At 60.8% G+C, this 26,365-nt stretch carries 22 protein-coding genes; 18 read left to right on the forward strand and 4 right to left on the reverse strand.

Features of this window, described 5'->3' with window-relative positions:
- The first annotated feature begins 161 nt into the window (after positions 1-161).
- Together ACF2JD_RS06015 and ACF2JD_RS06020 are read left to right on the forward strand one after the other, a co-directional pair.
- Positions 162-488 carry a hypothetical protein gene (locus ACF2JD_RS06015; RefSeq protein WP_408864984.1) on the forward strand — a complete coding sequence of 109 codons (327 nt, stop codon included), beginning with the start codon at positions 162-164 and terminating at the stop codon, positions 486-488.
- 68 nt (positions 489-556) lie between these two features.
- Positions 557-1,372, forward strand: a complete 816-nt coding sequence (locus ACF2JD_RS06020; RefSeq protein WP_440986996.1) for a hypothetical protein — start codon at positions 557-559, stop codon at positions 1,370-1,372.
- Positions 1,373-1,514: 142 nt separating this feature from the next.
- Here ACF2JD_RS06020 and ACF2JD_RS06025 read toward each other — a convergent pair whose 3' ends face one another.
- The 4 genes from ACF2JD_RS06025 to ACF2JD_RS06040 all read right to left on the reverse strand — a co-directional run bounded on the left by ACF2JD_RS06025 (position 1,515) and on the right by ACF2JD_RS06040 (position 9,777).
- Positions 1,515-3,836 (reverse strand): Ig-like domain-containing protein, encoded by a 2,322-nt coding sequence (locus tag ACF2JD_RS06025; RefSeq protein WP_440986997.1) that lies wholly within the window; start codon positions 3,834-3,836, stop codon positions 1,515-1,517.
- Positions 3,837-4,111: 275 nt separating this feature from the next.
- A complete protein-coding gene (locus ACF2JD_RS06030) occupies positions 4,112-4,969 on the reverse strand; it encodes an aldose 1-epimerase (protein WP_440986998.1) in 858 nt (285 codons plus the stop codon).
- Entirely contained in the window at positions 4,966-6,417 is a 1,452-nt protein-coding gene (locus tag ACF2JD_RS06035; RefSeq protein WP_163147880.1) for a sugar porter family MFS transporter, read from the reverse strand. The genes ACF2JD_RS06030 and ACF2JD_RS06035 overlap by 4 nt, the downstream gene beginning before the upstream one ends.
- Positions 6,418-6,498: 81 nt before the next feature.
- Positions 6,499-9,777 carry a DUF5107 domain-containing protein gene (locus tag ACF2JD_RS06040; RefSeq protein ID WP_440986999.1) on the reverse strand — a complete coding sequence of 1,093 codons (3,279 nt, stop codon included), beginning with the start codon at positions 9,775-9,777 and terminating at the stop codon, positions 6,499-6,501.
- Positions 9,778-9,896: 119 nt separating this feature from the next.
- On the opposite strand from ACF2JD_RS06040, the gene ACF2JD_RS06045 reads away from it, so the two are divergent.
- From ACF2JD_RS06045 to ACF2JD_RS06120, 16 genes are all read left to right on the forward strand, one after another.
- Entirely contained in the window at positions 9,897-11,111 is a 1,215-nt protein-coding gene (locus ACF2JD_RS06045) for an ROK family transcriptional regulator (RefSeq protein ID WP_193558512.1), read from the forward strand.
- Positions 11,112-11,241: 130 nt separating this feature from the next.
- Positions 11,242-11,523, forward strand: coding sequence for a hypothetical protein (locus tag ACF2JD_RS06050; protein WP_440987000.1), 282 nt, complete (start codon positions 11,242-11,244; stop codon positions 11,521-11,523).
- A 73-nt stretch (positions 11,524-11,596) separates the two neighbouring features.
- Entirely contained in the window at positions 11,597-12,082 is a 486-nt protein-coding gene (locus ACF2JD_RS06055) for a GNAT family N-acetyltransferase (protein WP_440987001.1), read from the forward strand.
- 382 nt (positions 12,083-12,464) lie between these two features.
- A complete protein-coding gene (locus ACF2JD_RS06060; RefSeq protein ID WP_440987002.1) occupies positions 12,465-12,920 on the forward strand; it encodes a hypothetical protein in 456 nt (151 codons plus the stop codon).
- Positions 12,921-12,970: 50 nt separating this feature from the next.
- The gene (locus ACF2JD_RS06065) at positions 12,971-13,495 is read left to right on the forward strand and encodes a hypothetical protein (RefSeq protein WP_440987003.1); all 525 of its coding nucleotides are present in this window, start codon (positions 12,971-12,973) and stop codon (positions 13,493-13,495) included.
- 49 nt (positions 13,496-13,544) lie between these two features.
- Entirely contained in the window at positions 13,545-14,336 is a 792-nt protein-coding gene (locus tag ACF2JD_RS06070; RefSeq protein ID WP_440987004.1) for an XAC2610-related protein, read from the forward strand.
- 583 nt (positions 14,337-14,919) lie between these two features.
- Positions 14,920-16,824, forward strand: a complete 1,905-nt coding sequence (locus tag ACF2JD_RS06075) for a fructose-specific PTS transporter subunit EIIC (protein ID WP_440987005.1) — start codon at positions 14,920-14,922, stop codon at positions 16,822-16,824.
- A 453-nt stretch (positions 16,825-17,277) separates the two neighbouring features.
- On the forward strand, positions 17,278-18,684 hold the full coding sequence (uhpT, locus tag ACF2JD_RS06080; RefSeq protein ID WP_106886242.1) for a hexose-6-phosphate:phosphate antiporter: 1,407 nt from the start codon (positions 17,278-17,280) through the stop codon (positions 18,682-18,684).
- Positions 18,685-18,897: 213 nt separating this feature from the next.
- Positions 18,898-19,203, forward strand: a complete 306-nt coding sequence (locus tag ACF2JD_RS06085; RefSeq protein ID WP_371158786.1) for a PTS fructose transporter subunit IIB — start codon at positions 18,898-18,900, stop codon at positions 19,201-19,203.
- Complete coding sequence (locus tag ACF2JD_RS06090; RefSeq protein ID WP_429165185.1) at positions 19,204-19,971, forward strand: PTS sugar transporter subunit IIA; 768 nt, start codon at positions 19,204-19,206, stop codon at positions 19,969-19,971. It begins immediately after the preceding gene.
- Positions 19,972-20,106: 135 nt separating this feature from the next.
- Positions 20,107-21,054, forward strand: a complete 948-nt coding sequence (locus tag ACF2JD_RS06095) for a pseudouridine synthase (RefSeq protein ID WP_429165186.1) — start codon at positions 20,107-20,109, stop codon at positions 21,052-21,054.
- Positions 21,051-21,518, forward strand: a complete 468-nt coding sequence (locus tag ACF2JD_RS06100) for an NUDIX hydrolase (protein ID WP_163147872.1) — start codon at positions 21,051-21,053, stop codon at positions 21,516-21,518. Before ACF2JD_RS06095 ends, ACF2JD_RS06100 begins: the two co-directional genes overlap by 4 nt.
- A gap of 318 nt (positions 21,519-21,836) precedes the next feature.
- On the forward strand, positions 21,837-22,943 hold the full coding sequence (gene mnmA / locus ACF2JD_RS06105; RefSeq protein WP_106886237.1) for a tRNA 2-thiouridine(34) synthase MnmA: 1,107 nt from the start codon (positions 21,837-21,839) through the stop codon (positions 22,941-22,943).
- A 23-nt stretch (positions 22,944-22,966) separates the two neighbouring features.
- Entirely contained in the window at positions 22,967-23,578 is a 612-nt protein-coding gene (gene hflD / locus ACF2JD_RS06110; RefSeq protein WP_042653881.1) for a high frequency lysogenization protein HflD, read from the forward strand.
- A 36-nt stretch (positions 23,579-23,614) separates the two neighbouring features.
- Positions 23,615-24,985: an adenylosuccinate lyase gene (gene purB / locus ACF2JD_RS06115; protein ID WP_440987006.1), complete on the forward strand. Its 1,371-nt coding sequence runs from the start codon at positions 23,615-23,617 to the stop codon at positions 24,983-24,985.
- A gap of 152 nt (positions 24,986-25,137) precedes the next feature.
- On the forward strand, positions 25,138-26,268 hold the full coding sequence (locus tag ACF2JD_RS06120) for a JmjC domain-containing protein (protein ID WP_440987007.1): 1,131 nt from the start codon (positions 25,138-25,140) through the stop codon (positions 26,266-26,268).
- Positions 26,269-26,365 lie beyond the last annotated feature (97 nt).

Raw genomic sequence — 26,365 nt, forward strand, 5'->3', positions numbered from 1 at the left:
CGCCAATATGGCCGGGCAGCCGCAGAGCATCACCTGAGGCTGTCATATCGGCGTCTGGTCGGCAGCCTGGCTGCCTGCGATCGCCCCAGGTGGGGATGGCAGTATCCCTTGCCGGGTCGCTAACATACTGACGCCGTCCTTCCCCCATTCGGAGCCCCTGCATGGACCTGTTCTTACTGTTTGGCCTGCTCGCCATGGGGGCAACGCTTTATGCCGTGCGTTTCTGGGACAGGCGGCATGGCCATCCCGACTGGCAACGGTTGCCTACCCGCGTCGAGTATTTGAGCACCCACCCTGAGAGCGCCACCGACGATGAACTGGGAGCCCGCTGCTGTGCCTGCGGCTCAGACAAGGTACTGGGCGGGCCACCCCCAGAGCGGCTGGTTCGACAACCGCTTTCGCCATACCTGCCTGGCCTGCGGCAAAGCGCTGTATCGTACCGAAAAGCCTCGTTGAATAGCCCCAACCCCTCGTTCTTTCTTCATTGATATGGCACGAACTGGAACTCATGAAGAAATGAACACAACCCAACTCACTTGAGACAGAGAGTCGTCACATGGAGATAGATTTAACCGCCTTGAAGCGGAAATGGCTTAAGAAACATCTGCAAGAGCTACGAGCCGCAAATAACGAAGAGGAAGCGAAAGGGGGGATTCTGGGGTTTGTCGGCATTCTTTGCGCGGCAATCCCGCTTCTGACTGCCGCCGTGTATTTCGTGGGAATGCGCTACTACCACGGTTATGTCGGCCAATTTGGGCTCGGTAGCACCGAGTTCTCGCTGCCCGCTGACACCACGCTTCATCTCGGGTTTTATCTACTGATCAAGCTATGTCTGCCGTACGTGCTCCCCCTTGTTTTGACCGTAGGGGGATTGCTTATCATGCTGAGCATTCTGTTTTTCAAGGCGAGGTGGCGACTGACGCTTTCCTGGTGGCTGTTCCGCTTCTTCGTACTGCTTCCCGTCGTACTGAAAGGGGTAAAAATTGCCCATCGGTATCCCGCCCCATTTACCTTCAACTGCTTGATTTGGCTAAAAAGTGCCTACTTGAAATTCGCCATTTTCATCCTTCCCCCCTTGCTGGTCATCATGGCTGCCGAACACATCAACTCGATGGGGGAGAAGCTGGCCCGCAGCCAGATTTCCAGCCTTGAGCAAGGCACCTGGCCAGTGACCGAGGCCCATAGCCAGTCGCCCCTTCTGGGGAATGAACCCCATATCCGCATCGCCTGCAACGGCACCTACTGCGCCTATCGCCTCAAGGAGGGGGATACCCTGCTGCTGCGACACGATCAGATTGAGCAGACCCGCTACCGGCCTGAACCTCCCCTTACGGACGAAGCCAAGGCACCTGAAGCGCCCGTACACCCTTGACCCAACCCCCTTGCCAACCCCATCAAAAATCCGGCGCCAGTGACTGGCTCCGGATGATTGTCCCTCACGGGCGGGCGGCATCGGCCGTGTCACCCGTCCGTTCGCGGCGCGATCGGACGCTCGCGCCTGGTGCACCGCCGGATTAAGGGGTCGGCTTGACCAGGGTATCCAGCCCGTTCACCGTCAGGGTGCCTCTGCCTCGGGTCATCTTGTGGAAGTTGGTGCCTTGCTGGGAGGGGTTGTCTGTCCGGGTCAGCAGGGTGGCCCCGTTGTTGTAGTTCTGGATCTCGGTGGCGGTGAGCGGCCGATCAGACAGGATCAGCAGCAGAGTACGAAACGCCCTCTGCGAGGTGGCCGCGCTCGGCACCCTGGGCTTCTGGTCGGCCGGGATCAGGGCATAGGCGTCGAGGCTGGCGGGATCCGTCATCTCGGAGGCGTCCATCAATCCCATCAGGTAGAGCTCGATGTCGGCGTAGTTGGCACTCACGTTGTTCAGCTGGCCGACGATACCGAGCCAGGGAGCCCAGTGCCCGGTAACGGGTGGCACCACCCAGTTCGCCCAGCGATGGGCCATCTCGTGCAGTATGGGGCCATAGGTCGAGGTCGACAGGTACTTCTTCTTGTAGAGGAAGAAAACCCCCTGCAGCTTGCCATCCGAGTGAAACGCCGCCGTCTCATCAAACATACCCAGGCCTATGCCCGCCACATCGTTTCTGACGTGGGCATATTCACCTGTGGGCATGTCCGCGGGGACATCGTCGTTGTTCATCACCACAGTGATGAAGTCGAAGGCATCGCTGAACTGGTTGTAGACCTGTCCGGTCAGATCCTTCAGGGCACTCTGCCCCTCGAGGGAGTTGATGGAGGTCGTATTCCAGAATGCAAAGGCTTCCGGGCTCAGTTGCAACGAGGCCAACTGGTTTTGCCGTGGCTCGATGATGATGGGGGCCTCGGGGGCCGTCGGCATCACGCTCAGCCGGGCCGCCGTGCTGGTGACGCCCCCCAGGCTGGCGCTGATGAGTGCCACCCCCTCGCTCAGGCCGCTCGCCTCCCCCCGGCTGCCAGAGGCATTGCTGATGAGCGCGATGGCGGGCGCATCGGAGGACCAGAGGATGGCGTCGTCGTCCGTCACCTCCTGGTTGCTGCCATCGGAGAGGCTGGCCATGGCCTGATATTGCACCTTGTCTCCCACCATGACAGAGGCAGCCGCCGGCGTTACCTCCAGGTTGGTCACCACGGCGGATGAGACGGTCACCGGGGCCGAGGCGGTGAAGGCGGTGCCGTCGAGGGTGCCGCTCGCCATTATGGTGGCAGTTCCCACCGTCTGGCCCGTCACCAGCCCCTTGCTGCCCGCCTGGTTGCTGACGCTCGCTATCCCGGGTTGATTGCTTTGCCACTGAATAAGGGCGTTGTCGGTGACATCGAACGAGGTGCCATCGGTGAGATAGGCCGTGGCGACATATTGTGTTTGCAGACCAGCCGCAATGGCGCTCCCCATGGACTGCACCTCAAGCCCGATGACGGCGGCCGAGCTCACCCTGAGCGGCTCGGTCGCCTCGAGGGAGACACCGTTGATCATGCCGCTCACCCCTATGGTGGCACTCCCCGGAGTCAGCCCGGTGACCAGCCCTGTCTCGCTGATGCTCGCCACCGCCGGATCGCTGCTGTGCCAGGTCAAGGCGTCATGCTCGGTCACCTCTATGGGATCACTGTCATCGGACAGGGTGGCGAAGGCGTGCAACTGCGCACTCAACCCCATGGGCAGCGGATCCTCGGGGGCATGGATGTCCAGCCCGGTGATCACCGCATCCGTCACCGTCAGCGGGGCCGACGCCTGGAAGGAGACGCCGTTGAGGGTGCCGCTGGCCTCAATGTTCGGCTCCCCGACCGCCACCCCGGTGGCGAGACCCTTGTTGCCGGCCTCGTTGCTGACCAGGGCGCTGCCCTCGTCACTGCTGCGCCACTGCAGGCCTGCGGCCTTGGTCACGTCTCGCGACTGGCCGTCGGAGAAGGTGGCGATGGCCACGAAGGGCTGGTTCAATCCCACCGGCACCCTGGCCGTGACCGGGGTCAGTTGCAGCTCTGTCACATAGGCATCGATCACCTCCACCCTGGCGGTGGCGATATGAGACTCACCATTGACTGTGCCCGTGCTGGTCAGGGTGGCCGTGCCCGGGCCGACCCCCGTGGCGAGGCCCTGCTCATCCACCCTGACCACGGCGGTGTCGCTGCTGCTCCAGACAATGTCGGGATGCCCGGTCACATCCTGCACGGCGCCATCATCCCAGGTCGCCTGTACCTGGAACTGCTGCTCGACGCCAACGGGCACCCTGATCTCTTCCGGACTAATCCGCAACGAGGCGAGGGAGGGCCCCTCCCCCGTTGCGCCCTCCTCGTCATCACTGCCACACCCCAGCAGCGCCAGCGCTGCCAATCCTGCTATCAACCACTTGCCCACTGCCATGCCCATTTCTCCCTAAACCATTCCCTTGCCCGGTGCGCTTAGCCTGCCGGGGCCGCCTGTCGCTGCGGCTGTTTGAACCTGACGGGGAGTAGAGCAAGGGGGTATTTTACCGTCCACCGAAAGCCACGGCGCAGACAGCCTGGGTTAAGAAAACCGTGATGAAACCCGGCAACCCGCCCCCAAGTCCCTGACCAGCCGCCCTTTATCCGTCGCCGAACCGCGGCATACGCCAAGGAGTGAGGCCCTTTCGGGCCCCTGTCATTGCCTGCCCGGAGTCATGGCGCCGGGCGCAGGCTGAGGGTCATGCCAAGGCTCATGCGATCCCCTCGGTCGAGCAGGCGCAAACCGGGGTGACCGGCCAGGTGGTGGGCATTGGCGGCGTGACTCTGGGGCTCCAGGCAGACGAAGCCGCTCCCCTCATCGGGCTGATAGAGCATCAGGAAGGCGCACTCGCTTGAAACCAGCAGGCGCTGCTGGCGGGCAGGTTGGTCAATCTCGGCCTGACCGCGCCAGCCGCCATAACAGTGGTTGAGCCACCCTTGTGGCCGCTGCCACTGGCGAAAGTCGAGGTTTGACAGCAATTCGCTGCTCCAGCTAGTCGGCAGATGATCCGGCCCCTCTTGCCAGACGCCGCTCGCCAGAAAGCGGATGCGGGTCTGCTCGTCACGCCAGAAGAAGGGATGGAAACCCGCGCCGTAGAGGCAGGGCACCTCCCCCAGATGGGTCAAGCCGAGGCGCGCCACCAGGCTTGGCCCCTGCAGCCGATAGTCGATCTCCGCCAGATAGTGAAAGGGGCCATTCTGGCTGGTGAGCTGCAAGGTCATCGAGCTGTCGGTCAGCGCCACCGGTTGCCATGGCTGTAGCCAGCCATCTCCATGCAAAAAGAAGTCGGGATCGCGCTCGCTTTCGGGCAACGAATAGTCCTCTCCCCACAGTTCGAACCGGTTGCCGGCCACCCGATTGGCCAGGGGCAGCATGGGAAACAGGGCGCTCTGCCCGGGATGCCAGGGCTGCGCCGGGTCTGTGTCTCGCAGCAGCGGGCGCCCTTGATCATCCTCCAGCCCCAGCAGGCAGGCCCCTTTTGCAGAGACCCGCATCCGAAGATGCGGGTTACCCAATGTGTATACAGTCATACCGCCGTGCTCACCTTGGCGGGGGTCAGCTCGACCTTGCCCTGAGCCAGCTGGGCTTCCAGCGCTTCCAGGGTGACCCCCTTGGTCTCGGGCACCTTGCGATAGATAAAGATGAGACCGGCGAAACAGATGAGGCCGTAGAGCAGGAAGCTGCCAGCGGCGCCCAGCCCGGCGTTGAGCAGCGGGAAGGTGTAGGTCAGCACGAAGCAGGCAATCCAGAGCGCCAGGGTGCCCGCCGACATGGCCAGCCCGCGCACCCGGTTCGGGAAGATTTCCGAGAGCAGCACCCAGGTGACAGGCGCCAGGGTCAGGGCATAGATGGCGATGGCCGTCAGCACCAGCAGCAGCACCGGCAGTCCCAGCACGCCGCTGGCATAGGCCGCCGCCATCATGCCGTAGATGATGGTGAGACCGGCCGAGCCAATCAGCATCAGCTTGCGACGGCCGATCTTGTCCACCATGGGTAGCGCGATCAGGGTAAACAGCAGGTTGATGAGGCCGGTGGCGACGATGGATTTGAGAGTGCTGTTGATGTCAAAGCCGGCGGAGGCGAAGATCTCCTGCGCGTAGTTGAAGATGACGTTGATGCCGCACCACTGCTGGAAGACCGCCAGCACAATGCCGATGATGAGGATGGGGCGCACCGAGGGTTTGCCCAGATCCGACAGCGACACCTTGTGGGTCTCACCCACCAGGGTCTGGCGGATCTCGGCCAGGGTCTGCTTGGCATAGGCATCGCCGCCAATCTTGCCGAGCATGCGGGAGGCCTTCTCATACTGACCATCTTTGGCCAACCAGCGCGGGGACTCCGGCACGAAGAACATCAGCACCAGAAACGCCAGGGCGGGCACCAGTTCGGCACCGAACATCCAGCGCCAGCCGGACTGGCCATTCCAGGTCGCCAGAATGTCGGCCTGGGTGGCGTTGCTCGCCACCGGATCGGCGATCATCAGGTTCACCAGCTGGGCCGCCAGCACCCCCAGGACTATGGTGAGCTGGTTGATGGCCACGAACTTGCCCCGCTTGTCGGCCGGGCTTATCTCGGCGATGTACATGGGGGAGAGCGCCGAAGCCAGACCTATCCCTATGCCGCCTATGATGCGATAGACCACGAACAGATCGAAGTTGCCGGCTGCGGCCGTGCCCCAGGCCGAGATGGTGAAGAGGATGGCGGCCAGGATCAGCGGCTTCTTGCGACCGAAGCGATCGGCGGTCCAGCCGGAGATGGCCGCCCCCAGCACGCAACCCACCAGCGCCGAGCTCATGGCCCAGCCGGACTGGGCCGGATCCGTGATGGCGAAGTAGGCCTCATAGAAGGGCTTGGCCCCGCCTATCACCACCCAGTCGTAGCCGAACAGCAGGCCACCGCAGGCGGCCACCAGGCAGATCATCCAGATGTAGCCCATATTGAGCCCACCCGTATCCAATTGATTTCGCGAACTTTTCATGACGCACTCTCTCTATCTTGTCGATTGTAGGGTACTGGGGCGCTTCGCACCGTGGCGAAGCGCCGGTTTTTGTTATGAGTGTTATGAGTTGAGTGAAAGATCACGGCAGATCAGGGCAAAGAGGTGCCCCTTGTCGTGGGCCGGGTTCAGGGTGAGCAGCTCTCGCAAGCTCTGTTCACAGCCATAGTGCTGACCCAGCCCCAAGAGGCCGAGCGCCCTGACCAGCAGGCAGTGCTGGCGGTGTTTGTGCTGGGGGTCGTCATCGAGCACGATGAGATCGGGCAGGGAGACGGCGAAGAAGTCCGCCTCGACCCGCTCGCCCATGGCCTGCTCGGCCCAGCCGACCATGCCTTCAAACAGACGCTGCGCCTCCGCTACCCGACCAAGACGTGCCAGCGCCATGCCCTGATAGAAGAGGTAATCCACCGGCTGATCGTTGTAGTAACGGCTGGCCCCCAGCGACCCCTGACCGAGGCAGGCCTGTTGCAGGCACTGGGCCGCCAGACTCTGGTTGTCACAGGCGAGGTGGCAGAGCGCCAGCAGGTAGTGGATGTCGTTGTCGGTCTGCCCCACCAGACGCCCCTCCCCCAGATTGAGGGGGTAGTGCAGCGCCTGTTGCAGCAGCGGTATGGCCTGCTCGTGACCTCCTTGCGCCATCAGTGCCAGCGCCCGGCGCTGCTGGTTGATGAGGTACTGACCTGTCACCTTGCCCTCGCCTCCCTCCCAGGGATGGAATTCGCGCAGCCGCAAGATCTCGGCCGCCGCATCCATCTGGCCGGTGATGTGATAGAGGCTGAGCAGTTCGGCAGTCAGATCGTCGCGCTTGAGGGCCACCTCACTGTGTGCCTCCAGCAGCGCCAGCCGCTCGGCGGGTGCCATGGCGCCGCGCTTGTGCAGCTGATCCAGTTCGAACAAGAGGCGGGCATCATCCGGCTTGAGGGCGAAGGCGCGACTCAGGCACTGCGCGGCCGCCGCCAGATCGCCGCTCTTGTTGAAGTGATAGATGCCAAGGTTGCGCAAGGCGGGGGCGAACCCGGGCGCCTGCTCGCACACCTGCTGCCACAGGGCGATGGCCTGCGGGTAGCTGCGCTTGCTGTAGTGGAAGCAGCCCAGCAGATAGCGGGCAAACCAGCTGTGGGGCAGCTGTGCCAGCATGGCCACCTCCCCCAGGGTATTGGGGAAGCGCACCTTGCGGCCAAAGGCCTGCTCGGCCCGTTGCAGCAGGGCATACTGCGCCTCACCTTCCGGCAACAGACTGGCCAGGAACAGCAGCGGCAGGGTCTCTTCCACCGGCAGCAGCGAGAGCAGTTGCTGCGCCAGCTCGGGGCGACCCAGCGCCAGCAGGTCACTTGCGAGGAAACAGAGGTTCACCCCGCGCCCGTTGCACAGGGTGCGCAGCGCCTCGAGATCCGCCTCCTGTTCGCTCGCCAGCCAGCGCAGTAAGGCCAGCTGATAGTGGAGCGGATAACGGATTCGCTGCTGGTCGATATAGGCAAGGGCCGCCTCCCGCTGACCGCACTCCAGCAGCGCCAACCCTTTGAGGGCGATGGCACCATAGTGGGTACCGTTGACCGCGAGACTCTTCTCGACAAAGGGCAACGCCTGCGATGGGTCACGGCGCACCATGGCGATGCGGGCCAGCCCGAGGAAGCCGCCGTCGCGGCAGTTGCCGCTCCAGGTCGCCTTGTAGAAGTCGTCGAAGGCGGCATCGAACTGGCCCAAACGCTCCTCAATGTGGGCCCGCAGCAGGCTGGCCTTGCCACACTGGGGGTTCTTGTTGAGCCGATGGGCACGGACCAGCGCCTGATTGACGTAGACCAGCGCCTGCTCATAGTTGGCGCGGTTGTACTCCAGGGTCGCCAGCGCCAGGTTGCAGCGATAGTCGCCACTGTCGAGTTCCAGCGCCCGCAGGTAGTAATCAAAGGGCGAACGGCTGGCGTGCAGATACTGCTCAAGGTGCTGGCCGATGAAGTAGAGCTCGTCGACCGAGTCGAGATTGACGGCAGGCTCAGGCGCCGTGGCCGGATCCGGCAGGGCCTCGCCCGCGGGCTGATGCTCGAGATAACTCAGGATCGGCTGGCCCTGCTCATCCAGCAGCCGTACCTGCAAGCGTCCCTCGCTGGTGATGGCGAACGGCTCAAGCCAGGCCTGACCCGGTTGCAACTCCAGCGTCTGGGTGAACAGCACGCCGCCCTCGTCACTCACCTCGAAGCGGGCGTGGCACAGCGGCGCGATCGCGTAGGCGCCGCACAGCAGGCCGTCATCGGTGCGCTCCAGCTTGATGGCGGCGCGGGTATTGGCGTTTTGCAGGGTGCCCAGGGTGTTGTAGGGCAGGAAGTTCTGTACGAACACCTTCTCCTCCCCCGCATCCAGCCAGGTGAAGTCGGGCTGGTTGTCGGTGTAGACCCCTGTCATCAGCTCTATATAGGGGCCGTTGTCGTCGGTCAGGTTGCGATCCCAGGCCAGACCGAAGTCGCAGTTGCCCCAGCTCCACTGCTTCTTGCCGGGGGATACGTGATGATCCGCCACGTGCAACAGGCCGCCCCGCTCGTCATGGCAGTAGGCACCGACGAAGTCGTAGTCGGACTTGTCCGCCATGTAGGAGGTGGGCACCGGGATGTTGCGGTAACGGGAGATATCGACCCCGGCGGAGTAATCCACCTTGTAGTAGGTGCCACGGGCGATGGGGAAGGCGCTCACGTCGCGCTTGCCGTGGTCATAGACGGCGGTGACATCGGGCGGGAAGACGCTCTGGTGGGCATCGCCCCCCTTCACCGCCGGATTGGACCACCAGAGGAAGTGACGCGGGGTGTCGTTGCCGTTGAACACCTTGCCGGTGATCTCGATGAGCGCCTTGTCCGGGTAGAGGGTAAAGCCCGCCATCACCTGCAAGCCGCGCATCGCCTCCACCTCGCCGAGCCAGACGGTCTTGGCGCCGCCCTCGTGCTCCTGGATGGTGAAGTCCACCGGCATAAAGGTGGTGGGCCTGTGGTGCTGGGGCCAGTTGAACTCGATGCCGCCGGAGATCCAGGGCCCCACCAGCCCCACCAGCGCCGGCTTGATCACCTCGTTGTAGTAGACAAAGTCCCGCTGCATCACCTTGTCGTAGGCGCGGTGGATGCGCCCGCCCAGCTCAGGTAGCAGCATCACCTTGATAAAGTCATTCTCCAGCCAGACCGCCTGATAGGACTTCATCTGCTTCTGGCCGGTGAGGGTGTCGATCACCCCATAGGGATAGACGGCCCCCGAGGAGCCCTGATAGACCCGCTTCTCGAGAAACATGGGGTTGGGATCTTCGGCACCGACCTCGTAGGTCGGCAGGGTGACGGCTTCTACCCAGACTCTTACATCAGCTCTCATCAATCTCGCCTCATTCAACATTTATTAGTAAACGTTTCGATGAGGCCAGTTTAAGATGGCGATGACAGCGATTTTCGCTTAAAGATCACGCAATACAGTAAGCGGAGTTTAGTGAACTGATGATCATTGGCCTGAACAACCAGAAGGTACGCCACCACAACAAGCAGGTGCTGCTGGCGCTGCTCTACCAGCTCAAGGAGGCGAGCAAGTCCACCCTGGCCCGCCACTGCGAGCTCTCCATCCCGGCGGTCAGCAAGATCCTCGACGAGCTGGTGGCCGATGGTGCCATCAGCCACAGCGAGCAGAACCTCTCCCTGCGCGGCATCAACGGCGGCAGCTACCGCATCGCCAGCGGCAAGGGAGCCATCCTCTGCCTCAACATCAGCCCCACCAGCCTGGAGAGCATACTGGTGGACAACCTGATCACCCCGCTGGATGAGTTCAGCGGCCAGAAGATAGCGCCGCAGACCCCGGAGGAGCTGCTGCGCCTGATCGAGGCCCACTACTACCAGCACAAGCGCCGCCACAAGGGGCTGGCGATCCGGCTGGCACTGGCGGTGCACGGCCAGGTCAATCCGGCCACCGGGGTCTCCCAGACCATGCCGCAGGCCCCCTGGCACGCGCCGGTCGAGCTCAAGTACCTGCTGGAGGAGCGCCTCGGCTGCGAGGTGATGGTGGACAACGACTGCATCATGCTGGCGCTGGCCCAGAAGTGGCAGGGCCGGGAGAGTGGCGGGGATTTTTGCGTCATCAACGTCGACTACGGCATAGGCTCCGCCTTCATCATCAACGGCCAGATCTACAGGGGCGCCCTCTTTGGCAGCGGCCAGATAGGTCACACCATCATCAACCCGGACGGCAGCGCCTGTGCCTGCGGCCGCTACGGCTGCCTGGAGACGGTCGCCTCGCTGTTTGCCATCAAGAAGCGGGCCAGGGTCTTTCTCAAGCAGCAAGCCAGCGCCGACAACCCGGCGCCAGCGGGCGGGGAGCTCGACACGGCCCAGTTGCTCGCGCTCTACCATCAGGGGGATGCCATGATCCGCGCCCTGGTGGACGAGGGGGCCCGCGCCATTGGCCTGAGCCTCTACAACTTCCTCAATATCCTCAACATCAACCGCATCTATCTGTATGGCCGCAGCTGCGACTTCGGCGAGCCCTGGCTGCAGACCATCATCAGCCAGACCGGTGCCAATCCGTTCGATTGCAGCGATGCGGTCAATGCGACCCAGTTGCGCTTTGGCGAGCTCAGCCGCCCCCAGCAGGTGATGGGCATCGGCTATCTCTATGTGGAGCGGGCATTGGCGCAGCGTGATGCGGCAGGCTTTAGCCAGTGAAAACGGGTCGCCCCTGCCCCGACAAAGAAAGGGTCTCCCTCACTCAGTGGACCAACACCACATGGGGGTAGGAGAGCCAAGCGGAGAGGAATATGATGAGCGCACTATCCAGAACAGGAGCCAGTGCATCATGACAGCCCAGCGTGAACAGCAAAAACAGAGTGAACAGCAGGAGCAGAGCGAGATCCATCCCTGCGACAAGTGCGGGGAGCGCACCCGCCATCTGGTGGTGCTGGTGCCCCGCGACCACAGCCAGGATGTGATGCCCAAGGAGCCGCGCAAGGCCTTCTGGCACGCCTTTCGCGCCAGCACGATCACCAACTGGGCATTTGGCTCGACCCTGGCCTACCAGGCCACCCATGTAAAGCACCTGATTTGCGAGCGCTGCGGCGAGACCTTTCTCGAGTATTGAGTGACGACAAGGCCCCGAGGGAGGTCCGCCCCGGACAGTCACCAGCACAGATAAAGATAGAAGAGGGATAAAGATGAGGTTTGTCGAGATAGACCCCGACCAACTGCCGCTGGCGCTGCTGCTGGAGGCGGATCCGGCTGAGCAGCGCATCGCTGCCTATCTGCCCGGCGCCTGGGGCTTTGCCGCCCTGGCGGGCAACAATGGCAACGAGGTAGTGGGAGCCTGCGTGGCGGGTCTGGTGGGGGAGAAAACGGCCGAGATCTTCAATATCGCAGTTGCCCCCAATCGACAGCAGCAAGGCATCGGCTCCGGCCTGCTGCGCTTCGTGCTGACGAGCCTGGCCGAGAAAGGGGTATGCCGCGTCGAGCTCGGAACCGGCAGCTTCGGCCACCAGCTCACCTATTACCAGCGTCACGGCTTTCTCGTCGATGCCGTCGTGAAGGATCACTTCCTTATCCACTACCCGGAGCCCTTGATGGAGCACGGCATCCAGCACAAGGACATGCTGCGGCTATCGCTGGTGCTGGACCACACTATCTCGACCCAAAACAGCCAGTAACCTGCGGGTACGGATACCGCCAGGCGGCAGCCAACCCACCGTCCTTATCAAGTAATTTATTGATCTGCTGCTAGTTATTAAAAACTTCCTGTTTTACATCACCCCCCACCTTAGTTACCATGTCTCAGTTGGCAACTAGGCTTCGTTCGGAGGGCGCTGTCGGCTTAGCAACCAAGCCACCAAACTGCTATCCCCTTACGTCATATCGCCGGTTAACAGCAGCAGCTGTGGAGGCTGTCGTCCAGGGGCGGTAGCGTTCCTGCAAGAAATTAAATCCAGTCATAACGCTCTCGCGACAGTCCAATCACGCTTCGCAACTCGCAACTCGCAACTACAACCATTAGATCACCAAGTCTGAAAAAATATTATGGATTAAATAATAATGGGACATAGAAAAGAATTAATATGTGTAGCCTCCGGGATCATCAATTCATTTTCAAGTAGAAACAATGATATTGATGGATATTGGGGATTGGGAAAGCTTTACAAAGCTATTGAACCTGTAGAGTCGAAAGTCGTTTCTATAGAGTTGATTACAAAAGTCGCAACTCCAGATATAGATGAATTGAAGGTCATGTCTCTATCATATTCAGAAATGCTTACTAAATTAGTATGCAATAAGAAAATACCTATCCACTGGATAATATCTGTCACAATAACATCTGAATTTGAAGCAAAATATCAACACCACCATTTCTGGCGTCGTGATCTTGGTAAACCTTGCAACCTGACTTGCACTATTGTTGATGATATGGGAAACAATTATACGGCTAAGGCATATGTTAATTGCTTGCCACACAATTCACATAAAGAGTTGAGAAGTACAAGAGTTAAATGATTTTTAAAAAGCCTGTGTAAATATAAATTTGAAAACCGAGACAAAACATTATGAAAGCACGCGTAATTTTCTTATTATTCTTTCTCGGATTATCCAGCCAAATCACTTTTGGTAGCGAAGTCGGATCTCAACAGCAACCTCGGCCAGAGGACTACCCGGCACCAGAAGTATATAAAGGTAAGCCAGCCAAGGTTTTACTAGACTCTGAATTGGCCAGAACATTCCGCACCCGACTTACCGCAGCATTGTCGCAGAAACCAGTATATGCTGGTGAATATGTACTAACAGGTTGGGGATGCGGTTCATCAGGTTGTTATAATCAAGTCCTTGTCAACAAGCGCACGGGTAAGGTACTGGATACGGTATTTAATGCTTATAGCTCATATAATGTGAGTGATGATTCTGATACCCGTGTGGGAGAATGGATAGAGTCTCCCCAGATTGATAGCCGTCTTCTTATAACGACCAAGGTTGAGAATAGTAACGATGATACATCATTTATTTACTACACCAATTATTACATTGTTGATAAAAACCAGCTCACGCTCATAAAAACGGTCCAAGACAGTAAATAAACTACGCAAGCAACACTTTACAAAAATTCAAGTGGTAGAGTAAATCAACATGAAATTCCTTATCATCATCACAACTTTATTACTATGCTTCTCCATCTCTGCAAGAGCAGACTCCACATTTATAATTGACGGAGTGAATATAGAGATTAAAAAAGAAGGTGAATGCTTTTACTTACTAACGGCAGGAAAAGAAAAGCAGCGACTTAAATGTATTGATGATAACTTAGAGTCTGATATTATCAGACAGGACTTCAACTTTGATGGTTATAAGGACATTGCCATTACCAACTATCTTGGAATGGTAAATAATATTTTTTATGTATTCTTATATGACCATGTAAAGACTGCATTTAAAGAGGTAACAATTGCAGACTCAAAGGCACCAACATCTGCCTGCGAAGATCTCTATAACCTTTCAGTTCGATTAGATGATCTTTCTTTGGTTAGCTCTTGCCGCTCCGGCCCTGTTTGGTATTACGACACTTACCGATATAATGCCCAAGGTGAACTCTGGCTATATAAGACAACTGAGTATCAGATCCAAAACGCCGAGATTGATACATTCCCTCTCTACGAGCACACATTTAATCAGAAGGGAGAGAAGCTGGACACCGTTGCGATTGACTTTGATGGTAAGAAAATTCTCTGGCCAGTCACTTCCGAGAAAGCCTTTCTCTACTCATCACCTGAAAAAACATCAAAAACCAAAGCCTATCTTATTCATAACGACAAAGTAGAAATTCTCGAGCAGAAAGATGACTGGATTAAGATTCGGTTTGCCTCCAGAAAAGGCCCCCTTGTCCGCTGGCTTTACCTTCCAGAAGCAATAGCCAAAAGTTAACTTGCAAATTTTAATATCCAATCGCACTTAGACATTCACATCATCCACTCGGTATTGGTGCAATAAGCGCAGCGCATTGCACCTCTACCTTTCTGCCACCACACAAGCGGTGCAATTCACTTCGTTCATTGCACCCTACGGCGCTGGGCGGTGCTACGGTTGCCCCCACAAATCCCGCTCGCCAAGCCCATTTCTCCAGCTTGCACTCCTCCAAGCTCCCCTGATGACAGCCATTTATGTGCGCTGGCTCACATCTCGCCCATCATAAACCCTCACAAATTTACAGAAGAAGCTTCTCTCTCCCGTCCAGACTGGTAGGGCCACAGCAATATAGCCGCAAGGGAACGCCAGATAACCACATGATTTTATATGTAAAAACCAATTAAATTCACTAATTGCGCCCAATTCCTCGCTTTGAGATCCCGCTCACACTCGGGATTTTACCGCACAAAAATCCAGTCATTCGCACATTTGTCCGATAGGGTTGCTTGCGCCCCGGCGCGATAATAGTCGTGTCAATTTTGTCTGCATGCCGTGTGCACGGCATGCCAACAGGCTCCATCAAGGGAGCAGGGAGAACGCCATGATCACCACCCTTATCAACGAGCAACTGATCGCGCTCGATTTAAAGGCCAGCCGCAAGGAGGAGGTCTTCAGCGAGATGACCCGCTTGCTGGTCGCCCAAGGCAAGGTCAGCGACGAGCAGCAGTTCATCAAGGACTTGTGGGCCCGGGAAGAGCTGGACAACACCGGCTTCGAGGAAGGCGTAGCCCTGCCCCACGCCAAGAGCGCGGCGGTGAGCACTCCGGCGGTGGCCATCGGCATCAGCCGCAGCGGTATCGATTACGGCGCCGAGGATGGCAAGCCGTCCCGGCTGTTCTTCATGATTGCCTCCCCGGCGGGCGGCGCCAACCACCATATCGAGGTGCTGGCCGAGCTCTCCGCCAAGCTGATCGAAGAGGGCTTTATCGACGCCCTGCTGGCGGCCAAGAGCCCCGCCGCCGCGCTGGCACTCTTGCTTGAGAAGAGAGAGGAGCAAGCCGCCCCCGCCGCCGACAAGGGCCTCATCATAGGTGTCACCGGCTGCCCGGCCGGGATCGCCCACACCTATCTGGCGGCAGAATCCCTGGAGCGTGCCGCCAAGGAGCTGGGCTTTGAGGTGAAGGTGGAGACCAATGGCTCCATCGGCGTCAAGAACAGCCCGACCGCTGCCGAGATTGCCCGCGCCAGCGCCATAGTCGTGGCCTGTGACAAGCAGGTGGACATGGCCCGCTTCAACGGCAAGCCGCTCATCAAGACCGGGGTGAAGGCCCCCATCAAGGATGGCAAGGGACTGATCGAGCAGGCCCTCAAGGCCCCCGCCTATGTGGCGGACAAGGATGAGCGCAAGAGCGAGGAGAAGAGCGCGGGCGGCAGCTCGGATCTCTACCGTTACCTGATGAACGGCGTCTCCCATATGATCCCGTTTGTGGTCACGGGTGGTTTGCTGATCGCCCTGGCGCTCGCCATCGGCGGGGATCCGACCCCGAGCGGCATGCAGATCCCGGCAGGGAGCATGTGGAACCAGATCCTCAACGTGGGCGTCGCCGCCTTCACCCTGATGATCCCCATTCTGGCGGGCTATATCGCCTACGCCATCGGTGATCGCCCCGCCCTGGCGCCGGGCTTTATCGGCGGCTGGATAGCCAACAACGGCAGCTTCTACGGCGCCGACGCCGGCACCGGCTTTATCGGTGCCATCATCGCAGGCCTCTTGGTCGGTTATCTGGTGCGCTGGATAGCGACCCGCCACTACCACAAGATGGTGCAGCCCCTGGTGCCCATCCTGATCGCCCCCATCGTCGGGTCGCTCTTTATCGCCGCCGTCTTCATCTTCATCATAGGTGCGCCCATCGCCGACATGATGACTGGTCTGAACGCCATGCTGCTCTCCATGAGCGGCGGCAGCCTGGTGCTGCTGGGCATAGTGCTCGGGGGCATGGCGGGCTTCGACATGGGTGGCCCGGTCAACAAGGTGGCCTTCCTGTTCTCGGTGGGCATGATTGCCTCCGGCCAGACCCAGTTCATGGGGGCCATGGCCTGCGCCATACCGGCGGCGCCGCTCGGCATGTCGCTCGCTACCGTGCTCGGCCGCAAGCTCGGCATCTTCGATGCCTCCGAAATCGAGGCGGGCAAGGCCGCCGGTGCCATGGGTCTGGTGGGGATCTCCGAGGGCGCCATTCCGTTCGCCGCCCGTGACCCGCTCGCCGTCATTCCCGCCAACGTGCTGGGCAGCATGACAGCCGCCGTGATGGCCTTCCTGTTTGGCATCACCAACAGCGTCGCCCACGGTGGTCCCATCGTCGCCCTGCTGGGCGCGGTCAACAAGCCGCTGCTGGCGCTTCTCTGCATGATCTGTGGCGCCATAGTCACCGGCGTGGTGGCGGTTGCCCTGAAAAAACTGCGAGTGAAGAAAACCGACCAGGTGGAACTGGCCAAGGCCGCCTGAACCTTGTCCACCACAGGCACTTGAGATGACAGTAGGCCACCCCCGGGTGGCCTCCTTGTTTTTTGCGCGCTCGCCCCCTTTTTGCGAGCCTGACGGCGCCTGCCCCTGCGGCGGCGCCCCCATCCAGGCTCTCGGGCTCTTGAGCAAACTCTGTGATCCCCTTCACGCTTCACGGCCACAAGCCGCCAAACTAGGAAATTTTCCTAATCCCCCTAGGCATGGCTCTCACGCCATCCACAGCCCGCCTCTTTACAGTCGACCTACCTGATGTAGTTACCCGGCACGCCATGGTGCGTTCGGGCATGGGTTCAATCGACAGGGGAGCGCTCTGCAGTTCGCCCTCTTCCTGTCGCCCTTCCCGTGGCGTGACCTCCCATAACAGATTGAACGAGTTCAATACACAAATGAGGAACGCGGCGGGAATAGCGTCTATCTCGCAGAGGATGAACGAAGATGTTTAAACTGCTCGAACAGGTCCGGATCCCCACCCTGGACCTGCCGGTCGAAGCCCGGCGCAAGCTCTGGTTCAAGCCATTCATGCAATCTTATCTGGTTGTATTCATTGGCTATCTTACCATGTATCTGATCCGCAAGAACTTCAACATCGCCCAGAACGACATGATCCAGGAGTACGGTCTCTCCATGACCGAGCTCGGCATGATAGGCCTCGGCTTCTCCATCACCTACGGGGTGGGCAAGACGGTCGTCTCCTACTATGCCGACGGCAAGAACACCAAGCAGTTCCTGCCGCTGATGCTGATCCTCTCCGCCCTCTGCATGCTGGGCTTCAGCGCCAGCATGGGGGGCACGGGTTTTAGTCTCTACTTCATGATCTTCTTCTATGCCCTGAGCGGCTTCTTCCAGAGCTGTGGTGGCTCTTGCAGCTACTCCACCATCACCAAGTGGACTCCCCGCAACAAACGCGGCACCTACCTCGGCATGTGGAACCTCTCCCACAACGTGGGCGGCGCCGGGGCGGCCGGTGTGGCGCTGTTCGGTGCCAACTACCTGTTCGATGGCAACGTGCTCGGCATGTTTATCTTCCCCTCCATCATCGCCCTCATCGTCGGCTTCGTCGGCCTGCGTTTTGGCAGCGACTCGCCGGAAGCCTATGGTCTGGGCAAGGTAGAGGAGCTGTTTGACGAAGTCGCGAGCGAAGAAGATATCGCCACCGAAGAGCAGAAGTTGACCAAGGGTCAGATCTTCGTGAAGTACGTGCTGATGAACAAGGTGATCTGGCTGCTCTGCTTTGCCAACATCTTCCTCTACGTGGTGCGCATCGGCATCGACCAGTGGTCTACCGTCTATGCCCACCAGGAACTCGGCTTCTCCAAGGAAGTCGCCATCCAGGGCTTCACCTTCTTCGAAGTGGGCGCCCTGGTCGGTACCCTGATGTGGGGCTACCTCTCGGATCTGGCGAACGGTCGCCGTGGTCTGGTGGCCTGCGTGGCACTGGCGCTCATCATCGCCACCCTGGGGCTCTACCAGCACGCCACCACCCAGTTCATGTTCCTGGGCTCCCTCTTCCTGCTGGGCTTCCTGGTGTTCGGTCCGCAACTGCTGATCGGCGTGGCCGCCGTGGGCTTCGTGCCGAAACAGGGCATCAGCGTGGCCGACGGCGTCAAGGGGACCTTCGCCTACCTCATCGGTGACAGCTTCGCCAAGCTGGGTCTGGGCATGATAGCCGACGGCACCCCCATCTTCGGCCTGACCGGCTGGACCGGCACCTTCGCGGCGCTGGACATGGCCGCCGCCGCCTGCCTGGTGCTGATGGCCTGCGTGGCCGTGGCCGAGGAGCGCAAGATCCGCCGTATCAAGCGGGAACTGAAAGCCGCCGAGCTGGCCACACAGTCCGCCTGAACCCGCGTTAACTGAATGCAACCGGCCCCGCCTTCTGGTGGGGCCGGTTTTTTATTGTCGCCCCATCAGAAACAGATGAATCCACACTCTTGCCATCCCCTGTGCACGCAGGCACCACAGGGCGGCCAAGATCCCACTTTCACCCCGCACCTTTGGCAAACCCGCGCGCTTGGCGCTATCTTGTGGCCCCATCCCTACTTGCCTAGAGAGCCCATGAAGATCCTCGCCGTCACCGCCTGCCCCACCGGCATAGCCCACACCTACATGGCCGCCGAGGCGCTGCAAAACGCCGCCGACAAGCTGGGACTGAAAATCAAGGTGGAGACCCAGGGCGCCATGGGACTGGAGAACGTGCTGACCGCCCGGGACATCGCCAGCGCGGATCTGGTGCTCATCGCCTCCGACATCGAGATAGAGCAGAAGGAGCGCTTCCTCGGCTGCACAGTGCGCCAGGTATCCCTGGAGTCCGTGCTGCTGGACGCCGCCGCCGTGCTCAAAGCCGCCACCCCCGGCGCCTGAATGCTCCGCCGCGAGCTCACCTTCTGCTGCCACCAGGGCTTGACCATCACCCAGGCCAAGCAGCTCTGTCGACTGGCCGGGCTGTTCAAGTCCCAGATCCTCTTCATCAACATCAGCCGTCGCCAGCGGGCAGAGGCGAGCAGCCAGCTCGCCCTGCTCACCCTGGCCACCCAGCCCGGGGATCTCTGCCAGCTGCTGATCGAAGGGCTGGATGCGGAGCTCGCCCACATGGCCTTCACCTGCTGGTGCGTGGAGCTGGGCCAGCCGCTGGGGCGCCCCGCCACCTCGGCCCGGGCCGAGCAGCGTCTCGCCGCCGCCCTGCCCGACTACGGTTTTTCCCTCGCCCAGCTCGGCCACAGCTCGGCGCCCCTCGACAAGGCGCTGGCGTTGCAGGTCCTGGTGGATCTGCTGCCAGGGGAGCGGGTGAGTGACAGAGCCGCGCTGGAGCAGGCCATAGCAGCGCGGGAACAACTCGCCGCCACCATCATCCGGCCAGGGCTGGCCATGCCCCATGTGATCTGCCCCGCCATCACCAAACCCGCCCTCTCGCTGCTTGGCTGCGATGAGCCCCTCGACTGGGGATCGGCACTCGGGCCTGTGCAGACCATCATATTGCTGGCCATTCCGGCCGCTCTGGCCCCCGAGCAGTTGCGCCCCCTCACCCGGCTGGCCCGCGCCCTGATGAACGAGGTGGTCAGCACGGCGCTGCTGCACGCAAGCTCGGCCCCCGCCCGCCAGGCCATCGTCATCGACAGCCTGCTGAGCTGAATCTCCCGGCCCCCTATTCCTGCGAAGGAGAGGCAGGGAGGGGGTCTGCCAAACCCTTTCCCTCTATACCCCTATGACCCAAGGCGGGCGCCTCCGTGATACACTCCGGCATCCCCTGTTTTTGGTATGCATGCGATGAAACCTGCCCGTCCCCGCCTCTCCCTCTCCGGCCGCACCAGCGCCTCTGGCCGCCCCACACAGGATGAGGCCCACAAGCCCGGCCTTGCCCGCTCACGGGCCGGTACCCGGCAGGCGAGCGACGCCAGAGTGGCGGGGCAAAAACCAGAGGTGGCACCGGCAGATCGCAAGCTCTTGCTGCTGAACAAGCCCTACATGGTGCTCTGCCAGTTCACCGACGAGGCGGGGCGCGAAACCCTCAAGGATTACATCAAAGAGCCCGGCATCTATGCCGCAGGGCGGCTCGACCGCGACAGCGAGGGGCTCTTGCTGCTCACCAACGACGGCAAGCTGCAGGCGCGCCTCACCCAGCCGGGGGAGAAGACCCCCAAGACCTATTGGGTACAGGTGGAAGGGATGCCGAACGAAGAGAAACTGGCCGCCCTGCGCGCCGGGGTGGAGCTCAACGACGGCATGACACTGCCCGCCGGGGCGCGCATTATGGATGAACCCGAGCTGTGGCCACGCAACCCGCCCATACGGATGCGCAAGGAGATCCCCACCAGCTGGCTCGAGATAAAAATTGTGGAGGGGCGCAACCGCCAGGTGAGGCGCATGACGGCCCATATAGGCCACCCCACCTTGCGCCTCATCCGCTACGCCATAGGTGACTGGACCTTGGGTAACTGGCAAGAAGACGGTCTGGCACCCGGCCAGAGCCGCAGCCTGCCCGCCCCCGAGCTGGCACCGGCCAGGCGCCAGCCGTCATCACCCCGAGCGAGTGGCAGCGCAGCCAAACCGGCAGGCGAAACGCCGCGCCGGGCGAGCCAGCCCCAGCAACGGGACAAGCCCCGCGGCACGGGCAAACCCGGATCACCCACGGCGGGCGAGAACAAACCCCGCAGCAGCGGCCAGGGCACGGCCCGCCGACCCGCCCGTCATCCCGGCGACAAGGAGTCATCATGATCGAACACCCGCCCCTGCCCGCCCGCCTGACGGTGGCCGCCCTGGTGCACTGGCAGGGTCGCTTCCTGCTGGTGGAAGAGGAGATCAAGGGGCAGCGCCGCTTCAACCAGCCCGCCGGCCACGTGGAGCCGGGGGAAAACCTGATTGAGGCGGCCTGCCGCGAACTGAAAGAGGAAACTGGGCTGACTGCCGCCCCCAGCGCCTGGCTCGGGGTCTATCTGTTCAAACCGGCGGACAGCGAGGCCACCTTTGTGCGCACCGCCGTCATCTTCGACCTTGAAAAGGCGCCGGGTCAGCACCATCCAGAGGATCCTGACGGCGATGTGCTGGCCTGCCACTGGCTCACCCTGGAGGAGATAGCCGAGTGCAAACCGGCCCTGCGCAGCCCATTGGTGTGGCAGTGCATCCAGGATTATCTGGGGGGCACTCGCCTGCCCCTGTCGGCGCTCAAGGCCTTTATTTGAGAACCTGCCACGATCTTGCTGCGAGGCCGTGATCAAGGCTCATGTGCTGCTCGCTTGTTTGTAATCAGGAAAGCTCATGTGTATTTACACACTCCGGTTCCTGCGCTGCTATTTACCGAGCTTCCGACCTCTCGTGACAGCTCCTGAACAGGCCATTTAGGATCATTTGGCACCATTTATTTCATCATGGTGCCGACAAACAGAAAAACGATTTCCCGCCGCAGGGCTCCCGAGGGGAACGACGGCAGGGAGATGTGACCGGGGGCGCAAAACTCTGGTAGAATACGCCCCGTTTAAACGAACTGGTAACTTCGACTAATGACAGACAACAGCCAAATCAAGGTGATCGTCGGCATGTCCGGCGGCGTGGATTCTTCCGTCTCGGCCTACCTGCTCCAGCAGCAGGGTTATCAGGTCGAAGGCTTGTTCATGAAGAACTGGGAAGAAGACGACACGGACGAGTACTGCTCCGCCTCCCAGGATTTGGCTGATGCCAAGGCCGTCTGCGACAAGCTGGGCATGAAGCTGCACACCATCAACTTCGCTGCCGAGTACTGGGACAACGTGTTCGAGCACTTCCTGGAAGAGTACAAGGCGGGGCGCACGCCGAACCCGGATATCCTGTGCAACAAGGAGATCAAGTTCAAGGCGTTCCTCGAGTTTGCCGCCGAAGAGCTGGGTGCCACCTACATCGCCACCGGCCACTATGTGCGCCGTGACGACAGCACAGGCCGCCCGCGCCTGCTGCGCGGTCTCGACAACAACAAAGATCAGAGCTACTTCCTCTACACCCTGAGCGAAGCCCAGGTGGGTCAGAGCCTGTTCCCGGTCGGGGATCTGGAGAAGCCGGAGGTGCGCCGCATCGCCGAGCAGCTCGAGCTCATCACCGCCAAGAAGAAGGACTCCACCGGTATCTGCTTCATCGGTGAGCGCAAGTTCAAGGACTTCCTGGCCAAGTTCCTGCCCGCCCAGCCCGGCCCCATCGAAACCGTGGACGGCAAAGTGATAGGCGAGCACCAGGGCCTGATGTATCACACCCTGGGCCAGCGCAAGGGACTCGGCATCGGCGGCATGAAGGATGCGACCGAAGAGGCCTGGTACGTGGTGGACAAAGAGGTGGAGCGCAACACCTTGGTAGTGGCGCAGGGGGAGCATCCCCGCCTCTACTCCGATGGCCTGATCGCCAGCCAATTGCACTGGGTGGATCGCACCCCGATCCGGGCGCCGCTTCGCTGCACCGTCAAGACCCGTTACCGCCAGCAAGACATCCCCTGCCTGATCCAGCCCATCGACGATGAGACCATCAGGGTCATCTTCGACGAGAAACAGGCTGCGGTGACCCCGGGCCAGTCCGCCGTCTTCTATGACGGGGAAGTCTGCCTGGGCGGCGGCATCATAGAACAGCGTTTCAGCCATCCGGTTTGAATCCTTAACAGAAGGCAGCAGACGTGAGCGACAAATTCCAAGACAGAACAATGGCTTTCGCCGGCATCTGCCAGGCGGCCTATCTGGTGCAAAAAGTGGCCCGTGACGGCAGCTGTGACGAGGCCTCCCTGCGCGAGAGCCTGCAAAGCGTGCTGGTGACCAATCCCAAGCAGCCGCTGGAAGTGTTCGGCAGCCACCTCGCCATCCGCGACGGCTACCGCGCCCTGGTGGAGCAGCTGGGGGCCGACGGCAGCCAGAAGAACGCCGAGCTGACCCGTTACGTGGTGAGCCTGATTGCGCTGGAGCGCAAGCTGGCCAAGCGCAAGGACATTCTCAACATGCTGGGGGAGCGGATCGGACAGATCGGCCGCCAGCAACAGCATTTCGATCTGCTCGACGAGCAGATCCTGGCCAACATGGCGAGCATCTACAGCGATCTCATCAGCCCCATAGGGCCGCGCATCCAGGTAGCGGGCACCCCGCTGTTCCTGCAGCAGCCCCTGGTGCAGCACAAGGTGCGCGCCCTGCTGCTGGCAGGCATCCGTGCCGCCGTGCTGTGGCGTCAGCTTGGCGGCAGCCGTACCCAGATCATCTTCGCTCGCAAGAAGATGGTGGAACTGGCCAAACGTTTTTAAGTTTCTAACCCCCCACACACATCAGGAGTTCACCCCATGGAGCTGTCCGCGCTGACTGCTGTTTCCCCGATTGACGGTCGTTATGGCGACAAGGCCGATGCCCTGCGTCCCATCTTCTCCGAATTCGGTCTGCTGCGTTTTCGCGTCGAAGTCGAGGTGCGCTGGTTGCAAAAACTGGCCAGCCACGCCGGGATCCCGGAAGTCCCTGCCCTGAGTGCGGCCGCGAGCGCCCTGCTGGACGACATAGTCCTGAACTTCAACGAAGCGGACGCCGCGCGCATCAAGCAGATAGAGCGCACCACCAACCATGATGTGAAAGCGGTGGAGTACTTCCTGAAAGAAAAAGTGGAAGTGAACCCTGAGCTGGCCGCCGTCAGCGAATTCATCCACTTCGCCTGCACCTCGGAAGACATCAACAACAACTCCCACGGTCTGATGCTGAAAACCGCCCGCGACCAGGTCATCAAGCCTTACTGCGAGAAGTTGATCAGCGAGCTCAAGCGCCTGGCCCATGAGTACCGCGACATGCCGCTGCTGTCACGCACCCACGGCCAGCCCGCCACCCCGAGCACCATGGGCAAGGAGATGGCCAACGTCGCCTATCGCCTGGAGCGCCAGTACAAGCAGATCATGGCGGTGGAGATCCTCGGCAAGATCAACGGCGCCGTGGGCAACTACAACGCCCACGTGAGCGCTTACCCGGAAGTGGACTGGCACCAGTTCTCCGAGGAGTTCGTGACTTCCCTCGGCCTGACCTGGAACCCCTACACCACCCAGATCGAGCCCCACGACTACATCGCCGAGCTGTTCGACGCCATGGCCCGCTTCAACACCATACTGATCGACTTCGACCGCGATGTGTGGGGCTACATCTCCCTGGGTCACTTCAAGCAGCGCACTGTGGCGGGCGAGATCGGCTCCTCCACCATGCCGCACAAGGTCAACCCCATCGACTTCGAGAACTCCGAAGGCAACCTGGGGCTGGCCAACGCCGTGTTCCAGCACCTGGCAGCTAAGCTGCCCATCTCCCGCTGGCAGCGTGATCTGACCGACAGCACAGTGCTGCGCAACCTGGGTGTGGCCGTGGGTTACTCCCTGATCGCCTATCAGGCGACCCTCAAGGGCATCTCCAAGCTGGAAGCCAACGCGGATGCCATGGCCGCCGATCTGGACGCCAACTGGGAAGTGCTGGCCGAGCCCATCCAGACAGTGATGCGCCGCTACGGCATCGAGAAGCCCTACGAGAAGCTGAAGGAATTGACCCGTGGTCGCCGTGTGGATGCCGAAGGGATGCGTACCTTCATCGACACCCTGGAACTGCCCGAGGCCGTCAAGGTCGAACTGAAGAAGCTGACTCCGGCCAACTACCTCGGTCAGGCCCAGCGCCTGGTCGATCTGCTGAAGTAAGCGGCTAAACCGAACCGGCGGGGGCTCTGTCATGACGGCAGGGCCCCCGTTGATTTTGGCCCATTCGATAGCGTCATAGCCTATCGGGCCATTTCAGAGCCCTTGCCCAAGCCAAGTTTGGGCAAGATCTCTCACAAGATACGAGAAGCACCATGTACGAACTCAATCTGGATATCGCCCACTTCCTCGAGCATTACTGGCAGAAGCGCCCGCTCCTCATCAAGGGTGGCTTCAAAGACTTTCAGGATCCCATCAGCCCGGACGAGCTGGCGGGCCTGGCCATGGAGGAGGTCATCGAATCCCGCCTGGTGACCCGTTTCGACGGCAAGTGGGAGGCTGCCCACGGCCCCTTCGAGTCTTATGATCACCTGGGGGAAGAGAACTGGACTGTGCTGGTGCAGGCCTGCAACCACTGGGCCCCCGAGGTGCACGAGCTGGCGCTGCCGTTCCAGTTCATCCCGGGCTGGCGCTTTGACGATGTGATGGTGAGCTTCTCCACCCCTCACGGCGGTGTCGGCCCCCACATCGACAACTACGATGTCTTCATCACCCAGGGCCAGGGCAAGCGTCACTGGCGGGTCGGCGATGCCAATCCCCTCAACGAGTTTGCCGCCCACGCCGCCCTGCTGCACTGCGAGCCGTTCGAGGCGATCATCGACGCCATCATGGAGCCGGGCGACATCCTCTACATTCCGCCTGGATTCCCCCACGAGGGCTACGCCATCGAGCCCTCCCTGAACTTCTCCGTGGGTTTCCGGGCACCGGACGCCAAGGCGCTCATCTCGTCGTTTGCCGATCACCTGATCGACAACGATCTGCGCACCGAGCGTTACGGCGATGGGGACCTCAAGCCCCGCGCCCGTCACGGCGAGATCCAGCCCCATGAGCTGCACCGCCTGCGGGAATTGATGCAACAGGCTCTGGATGACGAGACCCTGTTCAAGGAGTGGTTCGGCACCATGATCTCCGAGGCCAAGCACGATCTGGACGTGAGCCCCATGGAGCCTGACTACAGCGCCGAGGAAGTGGCCGATCTGCTGACCCAGGGCGAGCCCGCCATCAAGGTGCCGGGCCTGCGCTCTGTCTGGTTCAGCGGCGAGAGCCGTAGCTGCTACATCGACGGCGAGGCCTGGACCCTGCCAAGCGAGGACGCCGCCGCCATCTCCCTCTTGTGCGACAAGGACATCATCACCCAGGCCGACATGGTGGAACTCGCCGATCAGGCCGGCTTCCTGCAGCTGCTCACCCGTCTCATCAACCGCGGTTACTGGTTCTTCGGCTAAGCCTGCGCAACAGGCGCGCCGCCTGCATGGGCGACGCGCCTGGTCGGATGCTGACGCCTCTCCTGCGTTGTGGCGGCCCAATGACTACACTGGGTGA

The sequence above is a fragment of the Aeromonas ichthyocola genome (assembly GCF_046087985.1).
GTDB classification, from domain to species: Bacteria; Pseudomonadota; Gammaproteobacteria; order Enterobacterales; family Aeromonadaceae; genus Aeromonas; species Aeromonas rivipollensis.